We start from the raw sequence: 24,687 nt of genomic DNA on the forward strand, positions 1-24,687 counted from the left end.
CTGCACTACTCGATGCACCTGCCCGAAAGCGGCGGCATCGAATGGGGTGTCTGGCTGATGGGCCTTGTCGCGATCGCCTGGGTGCTCGACACGCTGATCGCGCTGTGGATCTCGTTCCCCAGCCGCGCGCAATGGAAGCGCTCGTTCGCCTTCCGCTGGTCGGCCGGCGGCCACCGGCTGGTGTTCGACCTGCACCGTTCGGGCGGCGTGTGGCTCTTTGTGCTGGTGCTGATGGTGGCGGTCACCTCGGTGTCGATGAACCTGAACCGCGAGGTCATGCGGCCGATGGTGTCGTGGTTCTCCGCGCTGAGCCCGTCGCCCTTCGCCAGCCGCACGCCGGCGGCGCAGCCGATCGAGCCGTTGTTCAGCCGCGCCGAGGTGCTGCGCTCGGCCGAGGCCGAGGCGCGCCGGCGCGGCTGGCAGCGGCCGGCGGGCGGCATCTTCTTGTCACCCGAATTCGGCCTGTGGGGCGTGGGCTTCTTCGAGCCGGGCAACGACCACGGCGACGGCGGCCTCGGCAACCCCTGGCTGTATTTCGACGCGCGCACCGGCGAACTCGCCGGCGCCGACGTGCCCGGCACCGGCAGCGCCGGCGACCTCTTCATGCAGAGCATGTTCCCGCTGCACTCGGGCCGCATCATCGGCCTGCCCGGCCGGGTGCTGATGTCGCTGCTGGGCGTGGCCATCGCGGGCTTCAGCGTGACCGGGGTGCTGATCTGGGCGCGCAAGCGGCGGGCGAGGGCGGCCACGGCGCCGGCGCGCCTGGCGCCAATGGATAAGCCCGGGTCGCTTTCGGCACATCACGTCGGATAGCCAGCCGCGAACATCCTGCTCGACGGATCGACCCGGCCGCATCCCGCGCCGGGCGCCGAGACAAGCCAGGAGACGCGCATGAACTTCCTCGACGATTCGCTGCTGCCCGAGAACCAGGACAAGCTGGTCATCACCGTCGCCCCGTACGGCCCCGAGTGGGAGCCGGAGGACTTCCCGCAGGACATCGCGGTGTCGATGCCGGCCCAGGTGCAGAAAGCGGTGGACTGCTACAACGCCGGCGCCACCGTGCTGCACCTGCATGTGCGCGAGGCCGACGGCAAGGGCAGCAAGCGGCTGTCCAAGTTCAACGAACTGATCGCCGGCATCAAGGACGCGGTGCCCGACCTGATCATCCAGGTCGGCGGCTCGATCTCGTTCGCCCCCGAAGGCGAGGGCGCCGATGCCAAGTGGCTCAGCGACGACACGCGCCACATGCTGGCCGAGCTCAGCCCCAAGCCCGACCAGGTGACGATCGCGATCAACACCAACCAGATGAACGTCGTCGAGCTGATGAGTGCCGACGACTACGCCGGCACCTCGTTCGAGCGCCCGGCGGTGTACCAGGCCTACCGCGAGATGACCGTGCCGGCCGGCCCGACCTGGGTCGAGGAGCACCTGAAGCGCCTGCAGGCCAACGGCATCCAGCCGCACTTCCAGCTCGCCACCGTGGCCCAACTCGAGACGGTCGAGCGGTTGATCCGCCGCAGCGTCTACACCGGCCCGCTGAACCTGACCTGGGTTGCGATCGGCGGCGGCTTCGACGGCCCGAGCCCGTACAACATGATGGAGTTCATCCGCCGGGTGCCCGACGGCGCCTGCCTGACGCTGGAGACCATCATGCGCAATGTGCTGCCGGTCAACGCGATGGCAATGGCGATGGGCCTGCACACCCGCTGCGGCATCGAGGACACGCTGTGGGGCCGCAAGGGTGAAAAGATGGGCTCGGTCCAGCAGGTCGAGCAGCTCGTCCGCCTGGCGCACGAGCTGGGCCGCGAGGTCGCCACCGGCAAGGAGGCGCGCGAGATCTACAAGATCGGCACGACCTACGCCAACGCCGACGAGACGCTGGCCGCGCTCGGCTACGCGCCGAACCGCCGGCCCGGGCAGCGCGGCGCCACGTTGCGTCAGGCCGCCTGAGCCGACGCCACCCGAACCCGAGCGAGCATCCCGATGAACGGATTGATGATGCAGCAGCCGCTGCTGATCTCGTCGCTGCTGCGTCATGCCGAGCGCCACCACGGCGGGCAGCAGGTGGTGTCGCGCCGCGTCGAGGGCGACCTCCACCGCCTGAGCTACCGCGAGCTCGCGGCCCGCGCGCGGCGCCTGGCCAATGCGCTGGATGCCCTCGGCGTGGCGCCCGGTGAGCGCGTGGCCACGCTGGCCTGGAACGGCCATCGGCACATGGAGCTGTACTACGCGGTGTCGGGCTCGCAGCGCGTGCTGCACACGCTGAACCCGCGCCTGCACCCCGACCAGATGCGCTGGGTCGCCGACCACGCCGAGGACCGCGTGCTGTGCTTCGACCTGAGCTTCCTGCCCCTCGTCGAGGCGATCGCGCCGCAGCTCGCCACGGTGAGGGCCTTCGTCGCGATGACCGACCGCGCGCACATGCCGGCCGGCGCGAAGATCCCCGGCCTGCTGTGCTACGAGGAACTGGTCGACGCCGCCAGCGATGCCTGCGACTGGCCGGTGTTCGACGAGAACGCCGCGGCCTCGCTGTGCTACACGAGCGGCACCACCGGCAACCCGAAGGGCGTGCTCTACAGCCACCGCTCGACGCTGCTGCATACGATGGCGGTCGCGCTGCCCGATGCGCTGAACGTCTCGGCGCGCGAGACCATCCTGCCGGTCGTGCCGATGTTCCACGTCAACGCCTGGGGCCTGCCGTACGCGGCCTGCCTGGCGGGCGCCAAGCTGGTCTTCCCCGGCCCGGCGATGGATGGCAAATCGCTGCACGAGCTGTTCGAATCGGAGGGCGTCACCTTGTCGGCCGGCGTGCCGACGGTCTGGCAGGGCCTGCTCGCGCACGTCGAGGCCAACGACCTGAGGTTCACGACGATGAAGCGCACGGTGATCGGCGGCTCGGCTTGCCCGCCGGCGATGATGCACACCTTCCAGCAGCGCCATGGCGTGCAGGTGCTGCACGCCTGGGGCATGACCGAGCTGAGCCCGCTGGGCACGGCCGGCGTGCTCAACGGGCACCAGCTCGCGCTGCCCGAGAGCGAACGCGAGGCGATCCAGGCCAAGCAGGGCCGCGCGGTGTTCGGCGTCGACATGAAGATCGTCGGCGACGACGGCCGCGAGTTGCCGTGGGATGGCCAGGCCTCGGGCGAACTGCTGGTCAAGGGCCCCTGGGTCGTCGCGCAATACCTCAAGGGTGAGGGCGGCGACCCGTTGGTCCACTCGAACGGCGAGGCCTGGTTCCCCACCGGCGACGTGGCCACCATCGATGCCGACGGCTTCATGCAGATCACCGACCGCAGCAAGGACGTGATCAAGTCCGGCGGCGAGTGGATCGGCTCGATCGACCTCGAGAACATCGCGATGGCGCACCCGGCCGTCGCGATGGCCGCCTGCATCGCGGTGCCGCACCCCAAGTGGGACGAGCGGCCGCTGCTGGTCGTCGTGAAGAAGCCCGGCGCCGCACTGACGCGCGAGGAGCTGATCGGCTTCTACGAGGGCCGGATCGCGAAATGGTGGACCCCTGACGACGTGGTCTTCGTCGAGGCGATCCCGCTCGGCGCGACCGGCAAGATGCTGAAGAACCGGCTTCGAGAGCAGTTCCGCGGGCACCCGTTGCCCACGGCCTGACTGACTCAGGGCTTGCCCGAGGCTGTCGCCAAAGGGCAAGCCGGCGTCGCCGAATGCGCATTGCCAAGACAGTCGCAGCGCGACCATGGCGCCATTCCACAACCCCTCGGAGACAAGCCGAATGAACCGATCCCTTCTCGCCTGCGCCCTCGCCCTGGGCGCTTTCGCCGGCGGCGCCAGCGCCCAGTCCAGCGTCACCGTCTACGGCGTGATCGACACCAACCTCGGCTGGGGCAGCGGCTCGGTCAGCGACAACAAGCAGGTCGGCACCGGCGGCCTGATGGGCAGCCGGCTCGGCTTTCGCGGCACCGAAGATCTGGGCGGCGGCCTGAAGGCCAACTTCCTGATCGAGCACGGCCTGAACAGCGATACCGGCACGGCCGCCTCGCCGGCCGCGTTCTGGAACCGCCTGTCCTACGTCGGCCTGGCCGGCGGCTGGGGCGAGGTGCAGCTCGGCCGCCAGTACACCCCGAACTTCCTCGTGCACGCCACCTACGACGCCTTCGGCCCGCAGGGCGTGGCCGCGCAGCAGGTGCTGTTCGGCTCGATGGAGATCGCGCAGCCGGCCAACCTGCGCGCGGTGAACGCGGTCAACTACCTGACGCCCGCCACGCTGGGCGGCTTCATGGCCAACGCGATGGTCAGCGCCAACGAGGGCGCACCGGCCGGCAAGTACACGGGCCTGAGCGTCGGCTACCAAGGCGGTGCCTTCGCCGGCCATGCCGCCTTCGGCCGCTACTTCAACCCGGCGATCGACGACCTGAACGCGTTCACCATCGGCGCCCGCTACAAGCTCGGCGCCTTCACGCTCTACGGCCTGTACGACCGCGCCAACAGCGGCGCGGGCCCCGACAGCCACGGCATGCAGCTCAGCGGCATGTACGCGTTCGGCACCACCGAGCTCAAGGCCTCGGTCGCGCAGTCGGTGCTGAAGTCGCCGGGCGGCGCCGACATCGGCACCACGCTGCGCACCGGCCTGGGTTTCGTGTATCACCTGTCCAAGCGCACGGCGCTGTACGGCAGCCTGGCCCACCTGGCCAACAGCGATGGCGCGGCGATGGCGGTGAACGGCGCCGTGACCGCGCCGAACAAGGATGCGAACGGCGCCGACCTCGGCATCCGCCACATCTTCTGACCCACCCACGACAGGGGACGACGATGCACCTGCACGCGATCGACAAGTCAGCCGGCACCGCCGGCGGTGGCCGCGGCGACGGTTACCTGGTCCGCCCGGCCCAGGCCTGGTTCGCCTTCGCGATGACCTTCGGCCTGATGCTGTTCGACTACATCGACCGCCAGGTCATCGTCTCGCTGTTTCCCTACCTGAAGGCCGACTGGGGCCTGAGCGACAAGCAGCTCGGCGGCTTGGTGTCGATCGTCTCGATCGTGGTGGCCGCCGGCGCGATCCCGGTCGCGCTGCTGGCCGACCGCTTCAGCCGCGTGCGCAGCATCGTCGTGATGGCCACGGTGTGGAGCCTGGCAACGATCAGCTGCATGTTCAGCTCCACCTATGCCCAGCTCTTCGCGGCCCGCGCGGTGGTGGGCGCCGGCGAGACGGGCTACGGCTCGGTCGGCGCCGCGCTGATCGCGAGCTTGTTCCCGGCGCGGCTGCGCTCCGCCCTGCTCGGCGCCTTCTTCGCCGCGGCCTCGCTGGGCTCGGTGCTCGGCGTGCTGCTGGGCGGCCTGATCGCCGCGCGCTGGGGATGGAAGTCGGCCTTCGGCGTCGTCGGCGTGCCCGGCCTCGTGCTGGCGCTGGCCTACCTGCTGGTGCGCGACTACCGCACCGTGCCGCTGACGGCGCGCCTGGAGCGCGCCACCCAGTCTGCCGGCGGCGTGGCGCGCCACATCGCCGGTGCGCTGGCCCGCTCACGCACGCTGCTGTGGGCCTGCCTCGGCGGCGCGATGCAGCTCATCGTGGTCTCGGCGGTCTGGTCGTGGCTGCCGAGTTTCCTGAACCGCTTGCACGGCCTCGCGCCCGACCAGGCGGGCAAGCAGGCGGCGCTGGTCGTGCTGGCCGGCGCGTTGGGCAGCTTCGCCTGGGGTGCGGTGATCGATCGCCTGGCGCAGCGGCGCCTGCGCAACAAGCTGCTGGGCGTGGCCGCGCTGTGCCTGGTCTCGCTCGGCCTGCTGGCCTATGCCTTCGGCGCCGCGCCGGCCGCGCAGCAATTGGGCTGGATCATCGCCGGCGGTTTCGTGATGACCTGCAGCGTCGGCCCGATCGCCTCGGTGGTGATCGATGTCGTGCACCCGTCGGTGCGCTCGACCGGAGCCGCGGTGCTGTCGCTGTTCCAGAACCTGCTCGGCCTGGCGCTCGGGCCCTTCGTGGCCGGCGTGCTGTCGGACCAGTTCGGCCTGGGCACCGCGCTGGCGGTGGTGCCGGCCTTCGGCGCGCTGGCGGCGCTGCTGTTCGTCCATGCCGCACGCAGCTACGAGGCCGAGGTGGCCGCGCTGGCCGACGTGCGCCTGGCCGCCGATGGCGGCACGACGCCGCCCACGCCCGCTGCGCCGGCCGCGGCCTGACTCCCCCTTCACGATCCAAGGAGAACTCCATCATGACCAAGGCGATCCGCTTCCACGAGACCGGCGGCCCCGGGGTGCTCAGGCTCGAAGACGTCGAGGTCGGCGACCCCGGCCCCGGCCAGGTGCGCGTGCGCCACAGCGGCATCGCGGTCAACTTCATCGACGTCTACTTCCGCATCGGGCGCTACCCGGCGGCGCTGCCCAGCGGCCTGGGCTCGGATGCCGTCGGCGTCGTCGAGGCGGTGGGCGAGGGCGTGACCTACCTCGCGCCGGGCGACCGCGTGGGCTACATGCTGGGCCCGCTGGGCGCCTACTCGGAAGCCCGCGTGATGCCGGCCGAGGTGCTGATCAAGCTGCCCGACGGCATCTCCGACCGCACCGCGGCGACGATCATCATGAAGGGCCTGACCGCGCAGTACCTGTTCCGCCAGGTCTACCCGCTCAAGGCCGGCGACACCATCCTTTACCACGCAGCCGCCGGCGGCGTGGGCCTGATCGCCTGCCAGTGGGCCAGGGCGCTGGGCGTGACGATGATCGGCACCGTGGGTTCGGACGAGAAGGCCGAGGTCGCCAAGGCCCATGGCTGCGCCCACGTCATCAACTACAACCGCGAGAACTTCGTCGAGCGGGTCAAGGAGATCACCGGCGGCAAGGGCGTGCCGGTGGTCTTCGATTCGGTCGGCAAGGACACCTTCATGGGCTCGCTGGACTGCCTGCAGAAGAAGGGCACGCTGGTCAGCAACGGCACGACCTCGGGCCCGGTGGTGCTCGACGTGACGCTGCTGGCGATGAAGGGCTCGCTGTGGGTCACGCGGCCGGCGATGGTCGACTACGCGCTGCCGCGCTCGAACCTGCTGAAGATGGCCGATGAGCTGTTCGACCTGGTGCTGCAGGGCAAGATCCGCAGCGAGCCGCAGCAGGTCTTCACGCTCGCCGAGGCGGCCGAGGCGCACCGCGCGCTCGAGTCGCGCCGCACGATCGGCGCGACCATCCTGGTGCCGTGATGCAGGCCATGCAGCTGTATGTGTCGCCCGGGGCCTGCTGCCTCGCCGCGCAGGTCGTGGCGATGGCGCTGGAGCTGCCGGTCGAGGTGCTCAGCGTGCCGCTGCGCCGGCCCGATTCGCCGATCCACGCGGTCAACCCGCTGGGCCGCGTGCCGGCCCTGAAGCTCGCCGACGGCAGCGTGCTGACCGAGAACGCGGCGATCCTGCCCTACCTGGCCGACCTGCGGCCCGGCACGCCGCTGTTCGCGCCGGCCGGCAGCGCCGAGCGCGCGCGCATCCAGAGCTGGATCGGCTACATCGCCGCCGAAGTGCACGCCGCCTCGTTCCGCCCGATCAGCCGGCCCGAGCGCTACTCGGGTGACCCGGCGATGCACGCGGCGATCCGCCTGCGCGGCCGCGAGCAGCTCCACACGGCGGTCGGCCCTCACGCGCTGCCCGCCGTGCGAGCGGCGCTGGCGGCGGTTTAACGGGCCGCCCCGGCGCGGCTTTGCGTCGGGCTGCAGCCGAACTGGCCCTGGTACCAGCGCGAGAAGCCGCTCGGCGCGGCGAAGCCGAGCAGCGCGGCCACGTCGATCAGCGGGCGGTCGCTCTGCGTCACGTAGCGCGTGGCCAGCTCGACGCGGAGCTGGTTGACCAGCTCGGAGAAGGTCACGCCCTGCTCGGCCAGCCGGCGCTGCACGGTGCGCGGCACGAGGCCCAGGTGCTCGGCCACCAGCTCGATGCTGCAGCGGCCCGAAGGCAAGAGCAGCAGCACCGTGCGGCGCACGTCCTGCAGCACGGTGTGCGACGGGTCGACTTCGACCGTCTCGTCGAGCAGGCGCTGCGCGTAGCGCGCCATCAACGGGTCGGCGCTGGCGTTCTTCGCGTCGAGGTCGGATTTCGAGCAGACGATGCCGTTGAAATCGTGGTTGAACTCCACGCAGGGGCCGAACACGCGCAGGTGGGTGCTGGTGTCCTTGGGCGGCGGGTGCATGAAGCACACCCGCCGCGGCCGCCAGTCGTCGCCCAGGACGCGCCGCATCAGGCGCAGCAGCACGCCGATGGCCAGCTCGATCGCCTGGCGCACCGGCACGCCGGCGCCGACGACGATCTCCTCGCGCACGACCACGACGCCGGCCGACTCCTCCAGCATGATCGCGATCGAGCCGTTCAGCGCCGCGTGGTAGCGGATCAGCACCGCGATCGAGTCGCGCAGCGTCGGCTGGTCGCGGATCAGCAGGCCCACCGGCCCGAGGTTGGACAGCTGGCGCGACTCCGCCATGCGCAGCCCGAAACTCTCGAAGCCCGATGCGGCCGCCGAGCGCTCGAGCAGCTGAGCCACGCGCTCGGCCGGCAACTTCAGATCGGGGTCGTTCAGCATGCCGGGCGACAGGCCGGCATCCATCAGCAGACGATTCGGGTCCAGCCCCAGGCCGCGCGCGACCTCGCTGTAGTTGGTGAGGCTCGCGGCCCGGACCAGGTGCTGCATGTCGCCGAATGGTAAGTTGGCGTCCTAGCCCGTCAAGCCGGGTCATCACGTCTTCCGCACACTGGATCACGCCCCAAAGCGACAGGAGACAAGACCCATGACCCCCACGACCACCGCGGCCCCCGCCACCGCATCCCCCGCATTCGTGCGCGCCGGCGCCCTGACGCGCTCGATCCACGTCGAGCCGCTGACCTGCACGATCGGCGCCGAGATCGGCGGCATCGACCTCGGGGCCGCCGCCCAGGACGATGCGCTGATGGCCGAGATCCGCACGCTGCTGCTGCGGCATCGCGTGCTGTTCTTCCGCGACCAGGACATCACTCGTGCCCAGCACGTGGCCTTCGCGCGCCGTTTCGGCGAGCTGGAAGACCACCCCGTGGCCGGCAGCGACCCCGAGCACCCGGGGCTGGTGCGCATCTACAAGTCGCCCGAGACACCGAACGACCGCTACGAGAACGCCTGGCACACCGACGCCACCTGGCGCGAGGCGCCGCCCTTCGGCTGCGTGCTGCGCTGCGTCGAGTGCCCGCCGGTCGGCGGCGACACGATGTGGGCGAACATGGTCGAGGCGTATGCCCGATTGCCGGAGGACGTGAAGCAGAAGATCGACGGCCTGCGCGCGCGCCACAGCATCGAGGCCAGCTTCGGCGCCGCGATGCCGATCGAGAAACGCCTCGCGCTGAAGGCGCAGTACCCGGACGCCGAGCACCCGGTCGTGCGCACCCACCCCGACACCGGCGAGAAGGTGCTGTTCGTCAACGCCTTCACGACCCACTTCACGAACTACCACACCGCCGCCAACGTGCGCTTCGGGCAGGACTACAGCCCCGGCGCGAGCCAGTTGCTGAACTACCTGATCAGCCAGGCCTTCATCCCCGAGTTCCAGGTGCGCTGGCGCTGGAAGAAGAACAGCATGGCCTTCTGGGACAACCGCTCGACCCAGCACTACGCGGTGATGGACTACCCGCCCTGCGAGCGCAAGATGGAGCGCGCCGGCATCATCGGCGACAAGCCGTTCTGAACGCCTGGGCCGACGTGACCTAGTTGTCGTGCGGCCCGTCGCGCAGGCACCGTTCGACCATCAGCACCATCTGGCCGATGCAGGCGCTGCGCAGCAGGCCGCGGTCGCTCCACGGGTGGCCGTGGTGGACCATCGCCGCCTGCAGGTAGCCGAACACCGTCAGCAAGGTGAGGTCTTCGGCGATCGGGCCATGCGTTGGCGCGACGCCGATCTCTTGGGCGAACTCGGCCACGCCGAGGCGAATCAGGCGCTTGAATTCGCCGAACATGGAGATCTGTTCCGGCTCGGCCACGCCGGTGCCGTGCGGGGTCAGGTAGACCAGCCGGTACTCGTCGGGGTGGCTCTCGTAGTAGGCCAGGAACGCATCGACGCACGCCCTGAAGCGGTTGCGCCCCCCGGTGTGCGAATCGACCGCGCGCGACACCGCGGCGTGCAGGTCCGCGAACAGGTGCTGCCACAGCGCACCGAACAGCGCCGCCTTGTTGGCGAAGTAGCGGTACGGGGTCATCGCCGAGATGCCCAATCGGGCCGACAGGCCGCGCATCGACACCGCATTCGGCCCGCCTTCGGAGAAGAGCGCCAGCGCGGCGTCGGTGAGCACCTCGCGCATCAGCTGCGCGTCGCCAGCGTTGCCGCGCCGCACGCGCGGCAGCGAATCGGCGGGTCGAGGGGCAGCGGTCTTCGACGGCATGGTGGGCCGGAGTCTAAAGCGGCGCCATCGCGGGTGGCGATGCACCAAATTAATGCACTCTATACGCGTAAATTTACCATTCTTGGTGCCCTGGTTTCGCCGATAAACGAGGTACGCCGCGCAAAGGAACCTTTCATGCGAATCAATGAGCCAGTGACCCAGCGCGAGTACGCCTTCGCCGACAACGCGACGCTGATGTCCACGACGGACACGCAAAGCCATGTCACCTATGCGAACGACGCCTTCGTGGCCGTCAGCGGCTTCTCGCGCGAAGAGATCATCGGGCAGCCTCACAACTTCGTGCGGCACCCCGACATGCCGAAAGAGGCGTTCGGCGACATGTGGTCGACCCTCCAGGGCGGCGAGCCGTGGACGGCCCTGGTGAAGAACCGCCGCAAGGACGGCGACCACTACTGGGTGCGCGCCAACGCGATCCCGATCGTGCGCAACGGACGGCAGATGGGCTACATGTCGGTGCGCACCAAGCCCACGCGCGAAGAAATCGCCGGGGCCCAGGCGCTGTATTCGGACCTGCGCGACGGCAAGGCCGGCGGACGCAAGTTCCACAAGGGTGTCGTCGTCCGCACCGGCATCGCCTCGCTGCTGACGCTGCGCAAGACCATGCCCGTGCGCGGCCGCATCCGCCTCACGATGGCCGCCATGTGGCTGTTCTGCGTGCTGTGCGGCGTGTTCCTGGCCGCCGATGGGGCGGCCGTGGCCAAGCTGGCTGCCGTGGCGGCCATCGCCGCGCTCGGCGGCTCCGCGGCGCTGGAATGGCAGCTCGCACGGCCGCTGGAACTGCTGCGAAAGCAGGCGCTCGACGTGGCGACCGGCAGAAGCCGCGATGTCGTGCACATGGATCGGGTCGACGAGATCGGCATGACCATGCGCACGATCAGCCAGCTCGGCCTGATGTTCCGCTGGCTGGTCGACGACGTGAGCCAGCAGGTGCTCAGCGTGCAGACGGCCGCCAGCGAGATCGCCCAGGGCAACAACGACCTCAGCGCGCGCACCGAACAGGCCGCGGCGAGCGTGCAGGAGACCGCCTCGTCGATGGAGCAGATGACCTCGACGGTCAAGCACAACGCCGACACGGCTGGCCAGGCCAATCTGCTGTCGGCCTCGGCCCGCGAGGCCGCGGCCGATGGCGGGCAGGCCGTGTCGCAGGTCGTCGCCACGATGAGCGGGATCACCAGCAGCTCGCGCAAGATCGCCGACATCATCGGCGTCATCGACGGCATCGCCTTCCAGACCAACATCCTCGCGCTCAACGCCGCGGTGGAAGCCGCGCGCGCCGGTGAGCAGGGCCGGGGCTTTGCCGTGGTCGCCGGCGAGGTGCGCAGCCTGGCGCAGCGGAGCGCGGAGGCCGCAAAGGAAATCAAGAGCCTGATCGGCGCCAGCGTCGATCAGGTGGAGACCGGCGCGAAGCTCGTCGACGATGCGGGCCAGACCATGGAAGAGATCGTCGCCAAGGTGAAGCGGGTCTCCGATCTGATCGGCGAGATCAGCGCCGCCACCGCCGAGCAGAGCGGCGGCATCACTCAGGTCAACCAGGCCGTGGCCCACCTGGACCAGATCACCCAGCAGAACGCCGCTCTGGTGGAACAGAGCGCGGCGGCCTCGCAGAGCCTGAGCGAGCAGACCGCGCGCCTGGTGGAGGCCGTCGGCGTCTTTCGCTGATCGGCGTCGGTCGAGTCTCGGCAGCGCCTGCTGCAACGCAACACGGCTCACGAAGTGATCTGGCGCAAATGGCGCCGGTGTATCGAGCCTATTGTTCTTCTCCGCCACGGCCCCAACGCTCGAGGCAGCTCGCGAGGCCGTTGTTCACGCCGGAACGAAGGAGACGAGCATGCAAGCCAGCACCGAGCAGCTGTTGTGGATGTACGAGACCATGGTGGCGATCCGCCACTACGAGGAGACGATGGCCAGCGTCTACCTCGAGGGCAAGCTGCCGCCGAACATCCAGAAGGGCCTGGCCTTCGACATCGGCTCGGGGCCCGTGCCCGGCGAGATGCACCTGGCTGCCGGGCAGGAGCCGGTGGCGGTGGGCGTGTGCGCCCACCTGACGAAGGAGGACACGGTGGTCGGCACGCACCGGCCGCACCACTTCGCGATCGCCAAGGGGGTGCCGATGAACCGGATGACGGCCGAGATGTTCGGCAAGTCCACCGGCCTGGGCAAGGGCAAGGGCGGCCACATGCACCTGTTCGACCCCGAGCACCGCTTCAGCTGCAGCGGCATCATCGGCGCCAGCCTGCCGCCCGCCTGCGGGGCGGCGCTGGCGGCCAAGAAGCTCGGCAAGGATTGGGTCGCGGTGGCCTTCTTCGGCGAAGGCGCGGCCAACCAGGGCTCGTTCCATGAATCGCTGAACCTCGCCGCGCTGTGGCAGCTGCCGGTGATCTTCGTCTGCGAGGACAACCACTGGGCGATCTCGGTGCCCAAGGAGCATGCGACCTCGATCGCCTCGGTGGCCGACCGCGCCGCAGGCTACGGCATGCCCGGCGTGCGCGTGCCGCACAACGACCCGCTCGAAGTCTTCGACGCCGCCGGCGCGGCGGTGGCGCGTGCGCGCCGCGGCGAGGGCCCGAGCCTGATCGAGGTGAAGACCGACCGCTACCTCGGCCACTTCCAGGGCGACCCCGAGGTCTACCGGCCCAAGGGCGAGGTGGCGCACCTGCGCGAGGACGACCCGATCCCGCGGCTGGCCACCATGCTCAAGCGCGACAAGCTGATCACCGAGGCCGAGGACGCGCAGATCATCGCCCGTGCCAAGCAGCGCGTGGCCGAGGCCTTCGACTTCGCGCGCCGCAGCCCCTACCCGGTCGCGCACGACGCCCTGAACGACGTCTTCGCCGCCGCCTGAGCCGAACATCACGAGGAGCAAGCCATGAGCCAGACCCGCAATCTCACGATGGCCCAGGCCATCGCCGAAGGCATCGCGCTGGAGATGACGCGCGACGAGCGCGTGTTCGTGATGGGCGAAGACATCGGCACCTACGGCGGCATCTTCGGCGCCACCGGGGGGCTGCTGCAGAAGTTCGGAGCGGAGCGCGTGATGGACACGCCGATCTCCGAGACCGCGTTCATCGGCGCGGCCACCGGCGCCGCCGCCACCGGCCTGCGGCCGATCGTCGAGCTGATGTTCGTCGACTTCTTCGGCGTGTGCATGGACCAGATCTACAACCATCTGGCCAAGAACACCTACATGGCCGGCGGCCACATCAAGCTGCCGGTGGTGCTGACGACCGCCATCGGCGGCGGCTACAGCGATGCCGCGCAGCACTCGCAGTGCCTGTATTCGACCTTCGCCCACATGCCCGGGCTGAAGGTGGTGGTGCCGTCGAACGCCTACGACGCCAAGGGCCTGATGATCCAGGCGATCCGCGACGACAACCCGGTCATGTTCATGTACCACAAGGGCATCATGGGCCTGCCGTGGATGGCCTACTTCGAAGGCAGCACGAACGCGGTGCCCGAGGAGGCCTACACCGTGCCCTTCGGCGAGGCCCGCGTCGCGCGCGAGGGCAAGGACCTGACCATCGTCGCGATCAGCCAGATGGTGCACAAGGCGCTGCTGGCCGCCGATGAACTGGCGCGCGGCGGCATCCACGCCGAGGTGATCGACCTGCGCACGCTGGTGCCGCTGGATCGCGACGCGGTGCTGAAATCGGTCGCCAAGACCGGGCGCCTGCTGGTCGCCGACGAGGACTACCTCGGCTTCGGCCTGACCGGCGAGATTGCCGCCATCGTGGCCGAGAAGCTCGACACGCTGGCGCTCAAGGCGCCGATCCAGCGCCTGGCGGTGCCGGGCGTGCCGATCCCGTACAGCCGGCCGCTCGAGAAGTTCGTGATCCCGCAGGTGGCCGACATCGCGGAATCGGCCCGGCGCCTGATGACGCGCCGCGTGGCCGAGGGTGTGTCGGCATGATCGAGGTGAGCCTGCCCGACAGCGCCTGGGAGGGCGTCGACACGGGGGTGCAGGCGCTGCTGGACCAGTGGCTCGTGGCCGAGGGCGATGCCGTCACGGCGGGCCAGGCGCTGGCCAAGGTGGTGCTCGTGAAGGCCAGCCTCGAGGTGGTGGCGCCGGCAGCCGGCCGGGTGCAGACTCTGCACCTGGCCGCCGGCGACACCTTCGCCCGCGGCCAGCCCATCGCCACGCTGGAGTCGACACCGTAGACACCACGACCGCCGCCGACGAACAGGCCTGGAACACCCAGGCGCTGGACGCGCCCGCGGCGGCCCCGCGCCACCGCGTGTGGCGCTATGCCGAGCCGGCGATCGTGCTGGGCTGCTCGCAGCGCGCGCTGCGCGACGACATGCAGCAGCGCCTGGGCGGGCGTGCCGCGCTCGTGCAGCGCGAATCCGGCGGCGGCGCGGTGCTGACCGGCCCCTGGCTCGTCAGCGTCTCGGTGGCCCTGCCGGCCGAGCACCCGTGGGCGCGCGCCGGCGTGGTCGGCGCCTACGAGCCGCTGGCCGCGCTGCACCACGCCGCGCTGGCGGACGCCGGCATCGCGGCCGAACTGCTGCGGCCCGCCGACGTGGCCGCCGCGAACGCCGCGATCCCGACGGTGCGCTGGGCCTGCTTCGGCAGCCTGTCGCCGTGGGAGCTCGTGGCCGGTGGCGGGCGCAAGCTCGTCGGCCTCGCCCAGCGCCGCCGGCGCGACGCGGTGCTGCTGGTCGCGGGCACACTGGTCTCGCCGCCAGACTGGGCCCTGCTGTGCGAGGCGGCCGGCCAGCCGGGCGACCTGGCCGCACTGCAAGCCCGCACGGTCTCGTGCCACGAGGTTTCCGGCCGGCCGGTGGACGCGAGCCGCTTCGCGGCGGCGCTGAGTGTGCGCATTGATGCCGCCCTGGGCACGGCAGTCGGGTGAACCGCCGCGCCCCGGCGAAGACGCCGGGAGAAAATGGCCGTTTGCAGTAACGGTCGAGAGCCAGCGTGACGCGCGCACCCAAGTTCCATTTCCTGATGCGCGACCTGGCGCTTGAGCTCGATGCCGAGCGCATGACCGAGCTCGAAGCCGCGGGCCGCGTGGCCCAGCACATCCAGCAGACGCTCAAGTGCGTGCACGTGACCTTCTGGAGCGTTTCCGGCGAGCTGGGCCAGCGCGTCATGCGCAGCGTCGCGGCCTACGACGGCACGCGCCATCGCGTCGTGGCCGGTGCCGCCGCGTTCCCCGAGGCCGGCGGCGGCTTCTTCGGCGCGCTGGTCCAGGCGGGCTGCTACGTCTGCGAAGACACGTTCGCGGCGCCCGCCCTCCAGGGCGTCAGGCAGACCATGCTGGTGCCGTTCAACATCCGCGCCCTGCTGGCGGCCTCGTACGGGGGCAATGGCGAGGTGTGGGGCGTTGTCACCTGCACCAGCGATGTCGTTCGCAAATGGAAGGCCTCCGAGGTCTCGGCGCTCAGGAAGTGCGCGGCCGAGATCTCCGGCCTGCGCGCCCGGCGCCGGGCGCTCGGAAACTGGCTGGCGACGGGCAGCTTGCGGGGGTAGCAGGAGCGATCATTCCCTGCACCACGGCATGTGGTGGCGGAACTGTTCGCGCATCCACTCGAGAAACGCGTCGGTGCGCGCGGGTGCGTGCTGGGTCGAGGGCCGGACCAGGTAGATGCCGCCGTCCACGTCGAAGGCCCAGTCTGGCAGCACGCGCACCAGCGCGCCGGCGGCGATGTCGCGCGTCACCAGCCATTCGCCGGTGCCGAGGATGCCGATGCCGGCCCGGGCCGCGTCCAGCAAGGCGCTGTTGTCGTTGGAACGCATCGACCCGCGAGCGGTGATGGTCTCGCAGCGGCGCCCATTGGACAGCCGCCAGTTCGGGAACGACGAGAAGCCCTGAAACTCCAGGCAGTTGTGCGCGGCCAGCTGGGCCGGCTCCTCGGGCATACCGTGTCGCTCGACGTAGGCCGGCGAGGCGCACAGGATGCGCTGATGCTGGCCCAGCCTCTGGGCCACCAGGCGGCTGTCGCTGAGGGTGCCCACACGAAGCGCCACGTCGTAGCCCTCGGCGACGAGATCGACATAGCGTTCGCTGTAGTTGACCTCGACGTGCAGCGCCGGGTAGCGCTGCAGGAACGATGGCAGCAGCGGCGCCAGCCACAGCCGCCCCATCGCCGCGGGCAGGGCGACCCGCAGGTGGCCGCGAAGGGCCGCGGCGCCGGCGGAGGCTTCCTGCTCGGCCTCGAGGATCAGGTTGCCGGCATGGCTGAGCCGGCTGGCGAGCTGCTGGCCCGCCTGGGTCAAACGGACCTGCCGGGTGGTTCGCTCGACGAGGCGCACGCCAAGCCGGCGCTCAAGCGATGCGATGCGCTTCGACACGATGGTGGCGTGCCGTTCGAGCGCGCGGCCGGCGGCAACGAAGGAGCCTGTCTTGGCGACTGCGATCAACGCGGCCAGTTCATCCATGCGGCCGGCGTCGAGTTCGATCATGCAGGGATTCTCACACTGCTATGCCGCCGGCTTCAGGATGATGGCGCCGGCGGCCGAGCCCTCTTCGAGCAAGGCGTGCGCGCGGGCCGCCTCTGCCAGCGGGAAGCTGCGCGAGATCGATGGCTTGAAGACGCCTGTCGCCACGGCGTCGAAGACGTCCTTCGCGCGCTGGCGGTACTCGTCGACGTTCGTCGCGTGGGCCGCCAGGCCGGGGCGCGTCAGGTACAGCGAGCCCTTGGCGTTGAGCGTTCCGACGTCGACCGCCGCAGGGGCACCGGTAGACGCGCCCATGGACACCATCAGGCCTCGGGGGCGCAGGCAATCCAGCGAGGTCGCGAAGGTGAGGCGGCCGATGCCGTCGTACACCACGTCGGCCTTGCGCCCACCGGTCAGGCGGGAGACTTCCGCCGGCAGGTCACACGCGCCCCAGACCAGCGCCTCATCGCAGCCGGCGGCGCGCGCACGCTCGACGCTGGCTGGCTTGGAGACCACGCCGATCACGGTGGCGCCCAGGTGCTTCGCCCAGGGCGCCAGGATCTGCCCCACCGCGCCGGCCACGCCGTAGAGCAGCACGACCGTCCCGGCCTGTACCTGGTAGGTGGACTTGATGAGGTATTGCGCCGTGATGCCCTTGAAGAGCACGGCGGCGGCACCGTCGAAGCTCAAGGCTTCGGGCAGCTTGATCAGGCGCTCGGCGGGAACCAGGCGCCCACTCGCGTAGCTGCCGAGGGGGCCCAGTGCGTAGGCGACACGGTCGCCCACCGCGACATTGCGAACCGCGGAGCCGACGGCCGCCACGCGACCGGCGCCCTCCAGCCCGAGGCCGTTCGGCAGCGGGATCGGCACGGCGCCCGAGCGCTGCGTCACATCCAGGTAGTTGACGCCGACCGCCTCCTGCTCCACCCAGGCTTCGTTCGGGCCGGGATCGGCGCGGTCCGCCGTCGTCAACTCAAGTACCTCCGCCCCGCCGGTGCGCGTCAATCTGATGAGCTGTGCCATGGTCTGTTCCTCGTGATCGATCGCGGCCATGCCGGCCTGCGATGGACCGATCTTGGCGGCACGCGCCGCGCCGAACAATGACCTCAGGTGCAGGTCACCGCTGCACCTCATGCAGCAGTGGGGGCGAGAGGATCAGCGGCGCGCGAGCCACACGCCCCATGCCGCCAGCCCCATGCCGAGCAAGGCCGGGCCGGTGAGCGTTTCGCCGAACAAGGCCCAGGCCATCAGCGCGGTCGTGGGCGGGGTCAGGTAGAAGAGGCTGGCGACATTCACGGCACTGCCTCGGCGGATGAGCACGTTGAGCAGGCTCACCGCGCCGAGCGACAGGACGAGCACCAGCCACGACAGCGCAAACACGAAACCGCCGGTCCAGCGCACGGCCATCGTTTCCGTCAGGCTTGCCAGGAGCGCCGTCGCGACGAGGCTGGGGATGAACTGGATGACGGCGCCGGTGCGCAGATCGAACGACGGGCAGAAGCGCTTCTGGTAGAGGGTGCCGGCCGTGATGCCGAACAGCGCCAGCGCAGCCGGCAACAGCATGGCCAGCAGCGCACCCGCCGGCACGGAGGCCACCTTGTCGGCCACCACCAGGCCCACGCCGACGAAGCCGAGGACCAGGCCGGCCCATTGCGCCGGCCGCACCCGTTCGCCCAGCAAGGCGCCTGCGGCCAAGGCCGTCATCAAGGGTTGCAGCCCCACGACCAGGGCCGTGACGCCGGCGGACAGGCCATGGCCGATGGCCGTGAACACGCCACCCAGGTACAGGCCGTGCACCAGCAGGCCGGACACGCCAATGTGCAGCCAGGCGCCTGCCGTGCGCGGCCAGGGGGCTCGCGTGAGCCAGGCCAGCGTGCCCATCAGGGCCAGGACGGCGGCATAGCGCACCGTCAGGAAGGTCAGCGGCTCGGCATCGGGAAGGCCGAACTTGGCGCCGATAAAGCCGGTGCTCCACAGCGCCACGAACAGCAAGGGGGACAGGCGGTCGATGGCGCCTTGGGCGGGGCCGTTGTTCATCGCACGGATTGCTGGTTGAAGGTCAGTGCCACGAAATCCACGAACGCCCGCACGCGTGCCGCCAGCTGGTGGCGCTGCGGATAGACCGCATAGATGTCGGCGTCGGGGGTGTGGTACTGGGGCAGCACCTGGACGAGGCGCCCGGTGCGCAGGAATCGCTCGATGTCCCATTCGGCACGCATCAGGATGCCGTGGCCGTCGAGCGCCCAGTTGACGGCAATCTCGCCGTCGTTGGTCGTCAGGTTGCCGCGGATCTTCACGGCCTCGACGGCCGCCGCCTTGCCGCGCCCGCTGGCCAGGCGCCACACCCCGTAAGCCTCTTCGCCCTGGCGGATGCCGATGCAGTTGTGCCGCGTGAGCTCGTGCGGCACCTTCGGAATGCCGTGCCTGGCCAGGTAGGACGGCGCGGCGCACAACAGCCGCCGGTTCGGCGCGATATGCCGGGCGATCACGCGCGTGTCCGGTGGCGCACCGAAGCGAATGCAGACGTCGAAGGTGTCGTCCGTCAGGGGCGGCGGGTTGACCGACAGCTGCAACTGCACCTCGACCTGCGGGTGCTTGCGAACGAACTTCGAGATTAGGGGCGCCACATGGCTGCGCCCGAAGCCCAGCGTGGCGTTCACGCGCAGCAAGCCCTTGGGGGTCGCCTTCGACACGCCGAGCAACTCCTCCAGGTCGTCGATCTCGCCGAGGATGCGCCGCGCGTGCTCGAGGTACAGATCGCCTTCGGGCGTCATGCTCATGCGCCGCGTCGTCCGGTTCACCAGCGAGACGCCGACGCGCGCTTCCATCTGCGCCAGGTGCTTGCTCACGGCCGGGGTGGTGATGCCCAGCTCGCGCGCGGCGGCGCTCAGGCTGCCGGCACTCGCGAGAACGGAGAAGAAGCCCAGGTCGGCCGGCTGGATGCCACTCTTCATGCGGGCCCCATTGTTAGCTTGAGGTTAACGATGGATTCACTCTAGCCGTGAGCGTGGGGCCCGTCCAGTTTCTACAGTGGCGCCATCGATCCACCGGCCTCGGCCTCAGCCCAGGAGACACCTCCATGAAGACCTATTCCATCGCGACCATCCCCGGAGACGGCATCGGCAAGGAGGTCGTTCCGGCCGGCCGGCAGGTGCTGGAGGCACTCGCGACATCGAGCAGCAGCTTCCGCTTCGAGTTCGAGAACTTCGACTGGGGCGGCGATTACTTCCGCAAGCACGGCGTGATGATGCCGGACGACGGCCTGGATGCCTTGCGCGACAAGGACGCGATCCTGTTCGGCTCGGCCGGCGACCCGCACATCCCCGACCACATCACGCTGTGGGGCCTGCGCCTGAAGATCTGCCAGGGCTTCGATCAATACGCCAACGTGCGGCCCACGCGCATCCTGCCCGGCATCGACGGCCCGCTCAAGCGCTGCGCCCCCGAAGACCTGAACTGGGTCATCGTGCGCGAGAACTCCGAAGGCGAATACTCCGGCGTCGGTGGCCGCGTCCACCAGGGCCACCCGATCGAGGCCGCCACCGATGTGTCGATGATGACCCGCGTCGGTGTTGAGCGCATCCTTCGCTTCGCCTTCAAGCTGGCCCAATCACGCCCGCGCAAGCTGCTGACCGTGATCACGAAGAGCAATGCCCAGCGCCATGCGATGGTGATGTGGGACGAGATCGCGCTGCAGGTGTCCAAGGAGTTCCCGGACGTCACCTGGGACAAGGAGCTGGTCGACGCCGCCACGGCGCGCATGGTCAACCGGCCGGCCACGCTGGACACCATCGTCGCCACCAACCTGCACGCCGACATCCTGAGCGACCTGGCGGCGGCGCTGGCCGGCAGCCTGGGTATCGCGCCGACCGGCAACATCGATCCCGAGCACCGCTACCCGTCCATGTTCGAGCCCATCCACGGCTCGGCCTTCGACATCATGGGCAAGGGCCTGGCCAATCCGGTCGGCACCTTCTGGTCGGTCGTGATGCTGCTGGAGCACCTGGGCGAGCTCGACGCCGCCCAGCGCGTCATGCAGGCGATCGAGCAGGTCACGGCCGACACGGCGCTGCACACGCGTGACCTGGGCGGCAAGGCCACCACGGCGCAGGTCACCCAGGCGGTCTGCGAGCTGCTCGCGGCGAACGCCCGGCGCAAGGCGGCCTGACGCCCGGCGGCCCAGGCCATGCCCATCGCCAACCCGCGCCAGCTGCTGCGCGCCATGTTCGACGCGGCCATTGCCGCCGCGCAGCCCGCGCTCTGCGTCCCTCGCCACCTGCCGGCGCCGCCGAAGGGCCGCCTGGTGGTGATCGGCGCCGGCAAGGCATCGGCCGCGATGGCGCAGGCGGTCGAGGCCCACTGGCCGGGGCCGCTGTCCGGCCTGGTCGTCACGCGCTACGGCCATGCCGTGCCATGCCGGCACATCGAGATCGTCGAGGCAGCGCACCCGGTGCCGGATGCGGCCGGTGAGGCCGCGGCCCGGCGGCTGCTCGGCGTCGTCGAAGGATTGACCGCCGACGACCTCGTGCTGTGCCTCATCTCGGGCGGCGGCTCATCGCTGTTGCCGCTGGCCTGGCCGGGGCTGACGCTGGCCGACAAGCAGGGGCTCAACCGCGCGTTGCTGGCCAGTGGCGCCGGCATCGGTGAGATGAACTGCGTGCGCCGGCACCTGTCTGCCATCAAGGGCGGGCGCCTGGCGGCGGCCTGCCACCCGGCCCGGGTCGTGAACCTGCTGCTGTCCGATGTGCCGGGCGACGACCCGATCGACATCGCCTCCGGCCCGACCGTGCCGGATCCGACCACTTGCCGCGACGCGCTGACCATCCTGCGCCGCTACCGGATCGAGGTGCCGCCGCGCGCGCTCGATCTGCTCGAGAGCGGCGAGGGCGAGACCTTGAAGCCGGGTGATGCACGGCTGCCGGCCATCGAGACCCATTTCATCGCCACGCCGCAGATGGCCCTCGAGGCGGCGGCGGCCGTGGCGCGCGGCGCCGGCGTGCCCCCGTACATCCTCGGCGACGCCATCGAGGGCGAGGCAGGCGACGTGGCCAAGACGCTGGCCGGCATCGCACTGCAGGTGGCCCGGCGCGGCCAGCCCTTCCAGGCGCCCTGCGTCTTGCTCTCGGGCGGCGAGACCACGGTCACCCTGCGCGGCCAGGGGCACGGTGGCCGCAACGTCGAGTTCCTGCTGTCGCTGGCGTTGGCGCTGGACGGCGAGCCCGGTGTGCATGCGCTGGCGGGGGACACCGACGGCGTGGACGGGCAAGAAGAGATCGCCGGCGCGCTGCTGGCGCCCGACACCCTGGCCCGCGCCTGGGCGCAGGGCCTGAGGCCGCGCGAGCGCCTCGACGACAACGACGGGCACGGCTTCTTCGAGGCGCTGGGCGATTCGGTGGTGACCGGCCCGACGCTGACCAACGTGAACGATTTCAGGGCCATCGTCATCGACGGGCCCTCGACGGGGGACCACTGAATGCAGGCCCCTGCAACGCCAAGATCGTCGCGACGCTGCGCCACCCGCGCGCCCTTGCCGCACCCGGAAATCTTCGCCGCGCTCGAGGCCGGCACCGAGCTGTTGCTCGACGACGGCCGGCTGCGGCTGAAGGTCGAGAAGGCGGGCAAGGACTTCGCCGATAGCCGCGTGGTGAATGGCGGGATGCTGTCCGACCGCAAGGGCGTGAACGTGCCCGGCGTGGTCTTGCCGCTGTCGGCCCTGACCGAGAAGGACCGTGCCGACCTCGACTTCGCCCTCACGCTCGGCATCGACTGGATCGCCTTGTCCTTCGTCCAGCGAGCCGCCGACATCGTCGAGATCAAGGAGGTCGTGCGGGGCCGCGCGGGCATCGTCGCCAAGCTCGAGAAGCCGGCCGCCATCGACAGCCTCGACGAGATCCTGGCCGAGACCGACGCGGTGATGGTGGCGCGCGGCGACCTCGGTGTGGAGATGCCCGCCGAGCAGGTGCCGGCCATTCAAAAGCGCATCGTGCGGGCCTGCCGCCGGCTGGGCAAGCCGGTGATCGTCGCGACGCAGATGCTGGAATCGATGGTCAGCGCGCCGGTGCCCACCCGGGCCGAAGCCTCGGATGTCGCCACCGCGATCTACGACGGCGCGGATGCCGTGATGCTGTCGGCCGAATCGGCGTCCGGCAAATGCCCCGTCGAATCGGTCGCGATGATGGACCGCATCATCGCCCGGACCGAGGCTGACCCGCACTACCGCGATGCGATCGAGGCCTCGCACACGCCACCGGCGGCCAACACGCCCGATGCGATCGGCTGGGCTGCGCGCTCGGTGGCCGGGCTGCTCGATGTCGCAGCCATGGTGGCTTACACCAGCTCCGGCTCGTCGGCGCTGCGCATGGCCCGCGAGCGGCCCCGCGCCACCATCATCGGCATGACGCCCCGGCGCGCGACGGCACGCCGCCTGGCGCTGGTGTGGGGCGTGAACCCGGTCCTGTGCCACGACGTGATGAACGTCGACGAGGTGACCGAGCTGGCGGTCGACACCGCCACACGGCTGCAGTTCGCGCAAGCCGGCCAGACCATCGTCATCGCCGCCGGCATGCCCTTCGGCAAACCCGGCACCAACAACCTGCTGCGCATCGCGCAGATCGACTGACGACCCAAGCGCATCGAGCGCGATAGGAGACAAGCATGCAACACGTTCAGACCTTCACCCGCCGCCGCCTGGTCCAGGCGGCCGCTCTCGCCTTGTGCGTCTGCAGCGGCAGCGCGATGGCCGAGACCTGGCCCACAAAGCCGGTCAGCCTCGTCGTGCCGTTCCCGCCGGGGGGCACGACGGATGTGCTGGCACGTGCGCTCGGAGAGAAGCTGTCGCAATCGCTGGGGCAGCCGGTCATCGTCGAGAACAAGCCCGGCGCCGGCGCCACGCTCGGCGCGGACTACGTCGCCAAGGCGAAGGCGGACGGCTACACCTTGCTGATGGGCGCGGTGCACCACACGATCGCCCCGGCCGTCTACAAGAAGCTGCCGTACGACTTCCAGAAGGACTTCGCCCCGATCACGACGGTCGCGCTGGTGCCGAACGTGCTGGTGGTCAACGCCGCCACGCCGGCGAAGAATGTCGCGGAGCTGGTGGCCCTGGCCAAGGCCCAGCCCGGCAAGCTGACCTACGGCTCCAACGGCAACGGCACGGCGCAGCACCTGATCGGCACGCAGTTCGAGAACCTCACCGGCACCGAGATCGCCCACATCCCGTACAAGGGCAGCGGCCCGCTGGCCACCGACCTGCTCGGCGGCCAGATCACGATGTCGTTCGACACCATCACCCCGGTGCTGCAGCACATCAGGAGCGGCAAGCTGCGCGCACTGGCGGTCACGACGGCCAAGCGCTCCTCTGCGCTGCCCGACGTGCCCACGCTCGACGAGGCCGGCTTGAAGGGCCTCAACATCGGCACCTGGTTCGGCGTGCTGGCGCCGGTCGCCACCCCCAAGGATGTCGTGGCCCGCCTGAACGCCGAGGTGGTCAAGGTCATCCAATCGCCGGATTTCCGCAAGCGGATGGACGAGATCGGTGCCGAGCCCATCGGCAACAGCGTCGAGCAGATGGGTCAGCAGATCAAGGGTGAGACCGAGAAATTCGCCAAGCTGGTGAAGAACGGGAAGGTCACCATCGAGTAGAGCCCGCGGCAGGGCCGATCAGAACGGCGGCGACATCTCCGCGGCCTGGTCGGCCGTGCTGTCGATGGCCCGCAGCCGGGCTCGCAAGCTGGCCACCTCGTCGCGCAGCGCCGCGTTCTCGGCGGCCAGGGTGGCCACGCGGTGGCGCAGCGATTCCAGGCTGTCTGCTTCGGCCGCACCTGCCTCGGATGCCGCCTCGGGTGCTGCGTCGGCCGGCTCGGCGGCCGGCTTGCGCTTCGATTCGCGCACGCGCTTGGCCGCCTGCTTCAGCTCGTCCTTGCCGGCGGCGGCCGCGGCGGCCTGTTCCTCGGCCGGCAG

23 protein-coding genes and 2 pseudogenes are annotated in these 24,687 nt (G+C 70.2%); 18 read left to right on the top strand and 7 right to left on the bottom strand.

All coding sequences use genetic code 11. The features are described 5' to 3' along the window. The 7 genes from VJ693_RS21025 to VJ693_RS21055 form a co-directional block, all read left to right on the top strand. The coding region (locus VJ693_RS21025) for a PepSY-associated TM helix domain-containing protein (RefSeq protein WP_324157427.1) at nt 1-813 on the top strand (813 nt) is incomplete at its 5' end. Nucleotides 814-891: 78 nt separating this feature from the next. Beyond that, nucleotides 892-1,950 carry a 3-keto-5-aminohexanoate cleavage protein gene (locus VJ693_RS21030; protein ID WP_324157429.1) on the top strand — a complete coding sequence of 353 codons (1,059 nt, stop codon included), beginning with the start codon at nt 892-894 and terminating at the stop codon, nt 1,948-1,950. Nucleotides 1,951-1,983: 33 nt separating this feature from the next. Further along, nucleotides 1,984-3,624: a 3-(methylthio)propionyl-CoA ligase gene (locus VJ693_RS21035; RefSeq protein ID WP_324157431.1), complete on the top strand. Its 1,641-nt coding sequence runs from the start codon at nt 1,984-1,986 to the stop codon at nt 3,622-3,624. Nucleotides 3,625-3,745: 121 nt separating this feature from the next. Continuing rightward, nucleotides 3,746-4,759 carry a porin gene (locus VJ693_RS21040; RefSeq protein WP_324157433.1) on the top strand — a complete coding sequence of 338 codons (1,014 nt, stop codon included), beginning with the start codon at nt 3,746-3,748 and terminating at the stop codon, nt 4,757-4,759. Nucleotides 4,760-4,782: 23 nt separating this feature from the next. Next, nucleotides 4,783-6,144: an MFS transporter gene (locus VJ693_RS21045; protein WP_324157435.1), complete on the top strand. Its 1,362-nt coding sequence runs from the start codon at nt 4,783-4,785 to the stop codon at nt 6,142-6,144. Nucleotides 6,145-6,176: 32 nt separating this feature from the next. Beyond that, nucleotides 6,177-7,148: a quinone oxidoreductase gene (locus VJ693_RS21050; RefSeq protein ID WP_324157436.1), complete on the top strand. Its 972-nt coding sequence runs from the start codon at nt 6,177-6,179 to the stop codon at nt 7,146-7,148. Beyond that, entirely contained in the window at nt 7,148-7,615 is a 468-nt protein-coding gene (locus tag VJ693_RS21055; RefSeq protein WP_324157438.1) for a glutathione S-transferase N-terminal domain-containing protein, read from the top strand. The genes VJ693_RS21050 and VJ693_RS21055 overlap by 1 nt, the downstream gene beginning before the upstream one ends. Here VJ693_RS21055 and VJ693_RS21060 read toward each other — a convergent pair. Then, on the bottom strand, nt 7,612-8,616 hold the full coding sequence (locus VJ693_RS21060; protein ID WP_324157439.1) for an AraC family transcriptional regulator: 1,005 nt from the start codon (nt 8,614-8,616) through the stop codon (nt 7,612-7,614). The two genes, VJ693_RS21055 and VJ693_RS21060, sit on opposite strands and share 4 nt — an antisense overlap. A gap of 172 nt (nt 8,617-8,788) precedes the next feature. Here VJ693_RS21060 and VJ693_RS21065 point away from each other — a divergent pair, with 172 nt between their 5' ends. After that, entirely contained in the window at nt 8,789-9,637 is an 849-nt protein-coding gene (locus tag VJ693_RS21065) for a TauD/TfdA dioxygenase family protein (protein WP_324157462.1), read from the top strand. Nucleotides 9,638-9,656: 19 nt separating this feature from the next. Here the strand turns inward: VJ693_RS21065 and VJ693_RS21070 are convergent, their stop codons facing one another. Next, the gene (locus tag VJ693_RS21070) at nt 9,657-10,328 is read right to left on the bottom strand and encodes a TetR/AcrR family transcriptional regulator (RefSeq protein ID WP_324157440.1); all 672 of its coding nucleotides are present in this window, start codon (nt 10,326-10,328) and stop codon (nt 9,657-9,659) included. Nucleotides 10,329-10,463: 135 nt separating this feature from the next. On the opposite strand from VJ693_RS21070, the gene VJ693_RS21075 reads away from it, so the two are divergent. The 6 genes and pseudogenes from VJ693_RS21075 to VJ693_RS21100 all read left to right on the top strand — a co-directional run bounded on the left by VJ693_RS21075 (nt 10,464) and on the right by VJ693_RS21100 (nt 15,819). After that, nucleotides 10,464-12,008, top strand: a complete 1,545-nt coding sequence (locus tag VJ693_RS21075) for a methyl-accepting chemotaxis protein (protein ID WP_324157464.1) — start codon at nt 10,464-10,466, stop codon at nt 12,006-12,008. A 169-nt stretch (nt 12,009-12,177) separates the two neighbouring features. Beyond that, a complete protein-coding gene (locus tag VJ693_RS21080) occupies nt 12,178-13,191 on the top strand; it encodes a thiamine pyrophosphate-dependent dehydrogenase E1 component subunit alpha (RefSeq protein ID WP_324157442.1) in 1,014 nt (337 codons plus the stop codon). A 24-nt stretch (nt 13,192-13,215) separates the two neighbouring features. Beyond that, nucleotides 13,216-14,256, top strand: a complete 1,041-nt coding sequence (locus VJ693_RS21085) for an alpha-ketoacid dehydrogenase subunit beta (RefSeq protein ID WP_324157443.1) — start codon at nt 13,216-13,218, stop codon at nt 14,254-14,256. Continuing rightward, a complete protein-coding gene (locus VJ693_RS21090) occupies nt 14,253-14,504 on the top strand; it encodes a lipoyl domain-containing protein (RefSeq protein ID WP_324157445.1) in 252 nt (83 codons plus the stop codon). Before VJ693_RS21085 ends, VJ693_RS21090 begins: the two co-directional genes overlap by 4 nt. Nucleotides 14,505-14,545: 41 nt before the next feature. Then, a pseudogene (locus tag VJ693_RS21095) lies at nt 14,546-15,199 on the top strand (lipoyl protein ligase domain-containing protein); the annotation flags it as partial. Between the two features lie 65 nt (nt 15,200-15,264). Further along, the gene (locus tag VJ693_RS21100) at nt 15,265-15,819 is read left to right on the top strand and encodes a GAF domain-containing protein (RefSeq protein ID WP_324157448.1); all 555 of its coding nucleotides are present in this window, start codon (nt 15,265-15,267) and stop codon (nt 15,817-15,819) included. Between the two features lie 9 nt (nt 15,820-15,828). Here the strand turns inward: VJ693_RS21100 and VJ693_RS21105 are convergent, their stop codons facing one another. From VJ693_RS21105 to VJ693_RS21120, 4 genes are all read right to left on the bottom strand, one after another. Next, on the bottom strand, nt 15,829-16,752 hold the full coding sequence (locus tag VJ693_RS21105; protein WP_324157449.1) for a LysR family transcriptional regulator: 924 nt from the start codon (nt 16,750-16,752) through the stop codon (nt 15,829-15,831). Nucleotides 16,753-16,770: 18 nt separating this feature from the next. Beyond that, on the bottom strand, nt 16,771-17,751 hold the full coding sequence (locus VJ693_RS21110; protein WP_324157451.1) for a quinone oxidoreductase: 981 nt from the start codon (nt 17,749-17,751) through the stop codon (nt 16,771-16,773). A 132-nt stretch (nt 17,752-17,883) separates the two neighbouring features. After that, on the bottom strand, nt 17,884-18,765 hold the full coding sequence (locus tag VJ693_RS21115) for a DMT family transporter (protein WP_324157452.1): 882 nt from the start codon (nt 18,763-18,765) through the stop codon (nt 17,884-17,886). Further along, nucleotides 18,762-19,682: a LysR substrate-binding domain-containing protein gene (locus VJ693_RS21120; RefSeq protein ID WP_324157454.1), complete on the bottom strand. Its 921-nt coding sequence runs from the start codon at nt 19,680-19,682 to the stop codon at nt 18,762-18,764. Before VJ693_RS21120 ends, VJ693_RS21115 begins: the two co-directional genes overlap by 4 nt. Nucleotides 19,683-19,807: 125 nt before the next feature. On the opposite strand from VJ693_RS21120, the gene VJ693_RS21125 reads away from it, so the two are divergent. Genes VJ693_RS21125 through VJ693_RS21140 form a run of 4 tightly spaced genes read left to right on the top strand, consistent with a single transcriptional unit; the run spans nt 19,808 to nt 24,369 of the window. After that, a complete protein-coding gene (locus VJ693_RS21125; RefSeq protein WP_324157456.1) occupies nt 19,808-20,896 on the top strand; it encodes a tartrate dehydrogenase in 1,089 nt (362 codons plus the stop codon). Nucleotides 20,897-20,914: 18 nt separating this feature from the next. Beyond that, nucleotides 20,915-22,201: a glycerate kinase gene (locus tag VJ693_RS21130; protein WP_324157457.1), complete on the top strand. Its 1,287-nt coding sequence runs from the start codon at nt 20,915-20,917 to the stop codon at nt 22,199-22,201. Further along, nucleotides 22,202-23,347, top strand: a complete 1,146-nt coding sequence (pyk, locus tag VJ693_RS21135; protein ID WP_324157459.1) for a pyruvate kinase — start codon at nt 22,202-22,204, stop codon at nt 23,345-23,347. A gap of 35 nt (nt 23,348-23,382) precedes the next feature. Then, on the top strand, nt 23,383-24,369 hold the full coding sequence (locus VJ693_RS21140; protein ID WP_324157461.1) for a tripartite tricarboxylate transporter substrate binding protein: 987 nt from the start codon (nt 23,383-23,385) through the stop codon (nt 24,367-24,369). Nucleotides 24,370-24,387: 18 nt separating this feature from the next. On the opposite strand, the pseudogene VJ693_RS21145 reads toward VJ693_RS21140, so the two are convergent. Then, nucleotides 24,388-24,687 (bottom strand): annotated as a pseudogene (locus tag VJ693_RS21145) (hypothetical protein); the annotation flags it as partial.

This window comes from Ideonella sp. (assembly GCF_035254525.1).
GTDB lineage: Bacteria > Pseudomonadota > Gammaproteobacteria > Burkholderiales > Burkholderiaceae_C > Ideonella.

Coding starts and splice junctions, on each gene's coding strand:
- VJ693_RS21030 (WP_324157429.1), top strand. CDS start 892: ATGAACTTCCTCGACGATTCGCTGCTGCCCGAGAACCAGGACAAGCTG.
- VJ693_RS21035 (WP_324157431.1), top strand. CDS start 1,984: ATGAACGGATTGATGATGCAGCAGCCGCTGCTGATCTCGTCGCTGCTG.
- VJ693_RS21040 (WP_324157433.1), top strand. CDS start 3,746: ATGAACCGATCCCTTCTCGCCTGCGCCCTCGCCCTGGGCGCTTTCGCC.
- VJ693_RS21045 (WP_324157435.1), top strand. CDS start 4,783: ATGCACCTGCACGCGATCGACAAGTCAGCCGGCACCGCCGGCGGTGGC.
- VJ693_RS21050 (WP_324157436.1), top strand. CDS start 6,177: ATGACCAAGGCGATCCGCTTCCACGAGACCGGCGGCCCCGGGGTGCTC.
- VJ693_RS21055 (WP_324157438.1), top strand. CDS start 7,148: ATGCAGGCCATGCAGCTGTATGTGTCGCCCGGGGCCTGCTGCCTCGCC.
- VJ693_RS21060 (WP_324157439.1), bottom strand. CDS start 8,616: ATGCAGCACCTGGTCCGGGCCGCGAGCCTCACCAACTACAGCGAGGTC.
- VJ693_RS21070 (WP_324157440.1), bottom strand. CDS start 10,328: ATGCCGTCGAAGACCGCTGCCCCTCGACCCGCCGATTCGCTGCCGCGC.
- VJ693_RS21075 (WP_324157464.1), top strand. CDS start 10,464: ATGCGAATCAATGAGCCAGTGACCCAGCGCGAGTACGCCTTCGCCGAC.
- VJ693_RS21080 (WP_324157442.1), top strand. CDS start 12,178: ATGCAAGCCAGCACCGAGCAGCTGTTGTGGATGTACGAGACCATGGTG.
- VJ693_RS21085 (WP_324157443.1), top strand. CDS start 13,216: ATGAGCCAGACCCGCAATCTCACGATGGCCCAGGCCATCGCCGAAGGC.
- VJ693_RS21090 (WP_324157445.1), top strand. CDS start 14,253: ATGATCGAGGTGAGCCTGCCCGACAGCGCCTGGGAGGGCGTCGACACG.
- VJ693_RS21105 (WP_324157449.1), bottom strand. CDS start 16,752: ATGATCGAACTCGACGCCGGCCGCATGGATGAACTGGCCGCGTTGATC.
- VJ693_RS21110 (WP_324157451.1), bottom strand. CDS start 17,751: ATGGCACAGCTCATCAGATTGACGCGCACCGGCGGGGCGGAGGTACTT.
- VJ693_RS21115 (WP_324157452.1), bottom strand. CDS start 18,765: ATGAACAACGGCCCCGCCCAAGGCGCCATCGACCGCCTGTCCCCCTTG.
- VJ693_RS21120 (WP_324157454.1), bottom strand. CDS start 19,682: ATGAAGAGTGGCATCCAGCCGGCCGACCTGGGCTTCTTCTCCGTTCTC.
- VJ693_RS21125 (WP_324157456.1), top strand. CDS start 19,808: ATGAAGACCTATTCCATCGCGACCATCCCCGGAGACGGCATCGGCAAG.
- VJ693_RS21130 (WP_324157457.1), top strand. CDS start 20,915: ATGCCCATCGCCAACCCGCGCCAGCTGCTGCGCGCCATGTTCGACGCG.
- pyk (WP_324157459.1), top strand. CDS start 22,202: ATGCAGGCCCCTGCAACGCCAAGATCGTCGCGACGCTGCGCCACCCGC.
- VJ693_RS21140 (WP_324157461.1), top strand. CDS start 23,383: ATGCAACACGTTCAGACCTTCACCCGCCGCCGCCTGGTCCAGGCGGCC.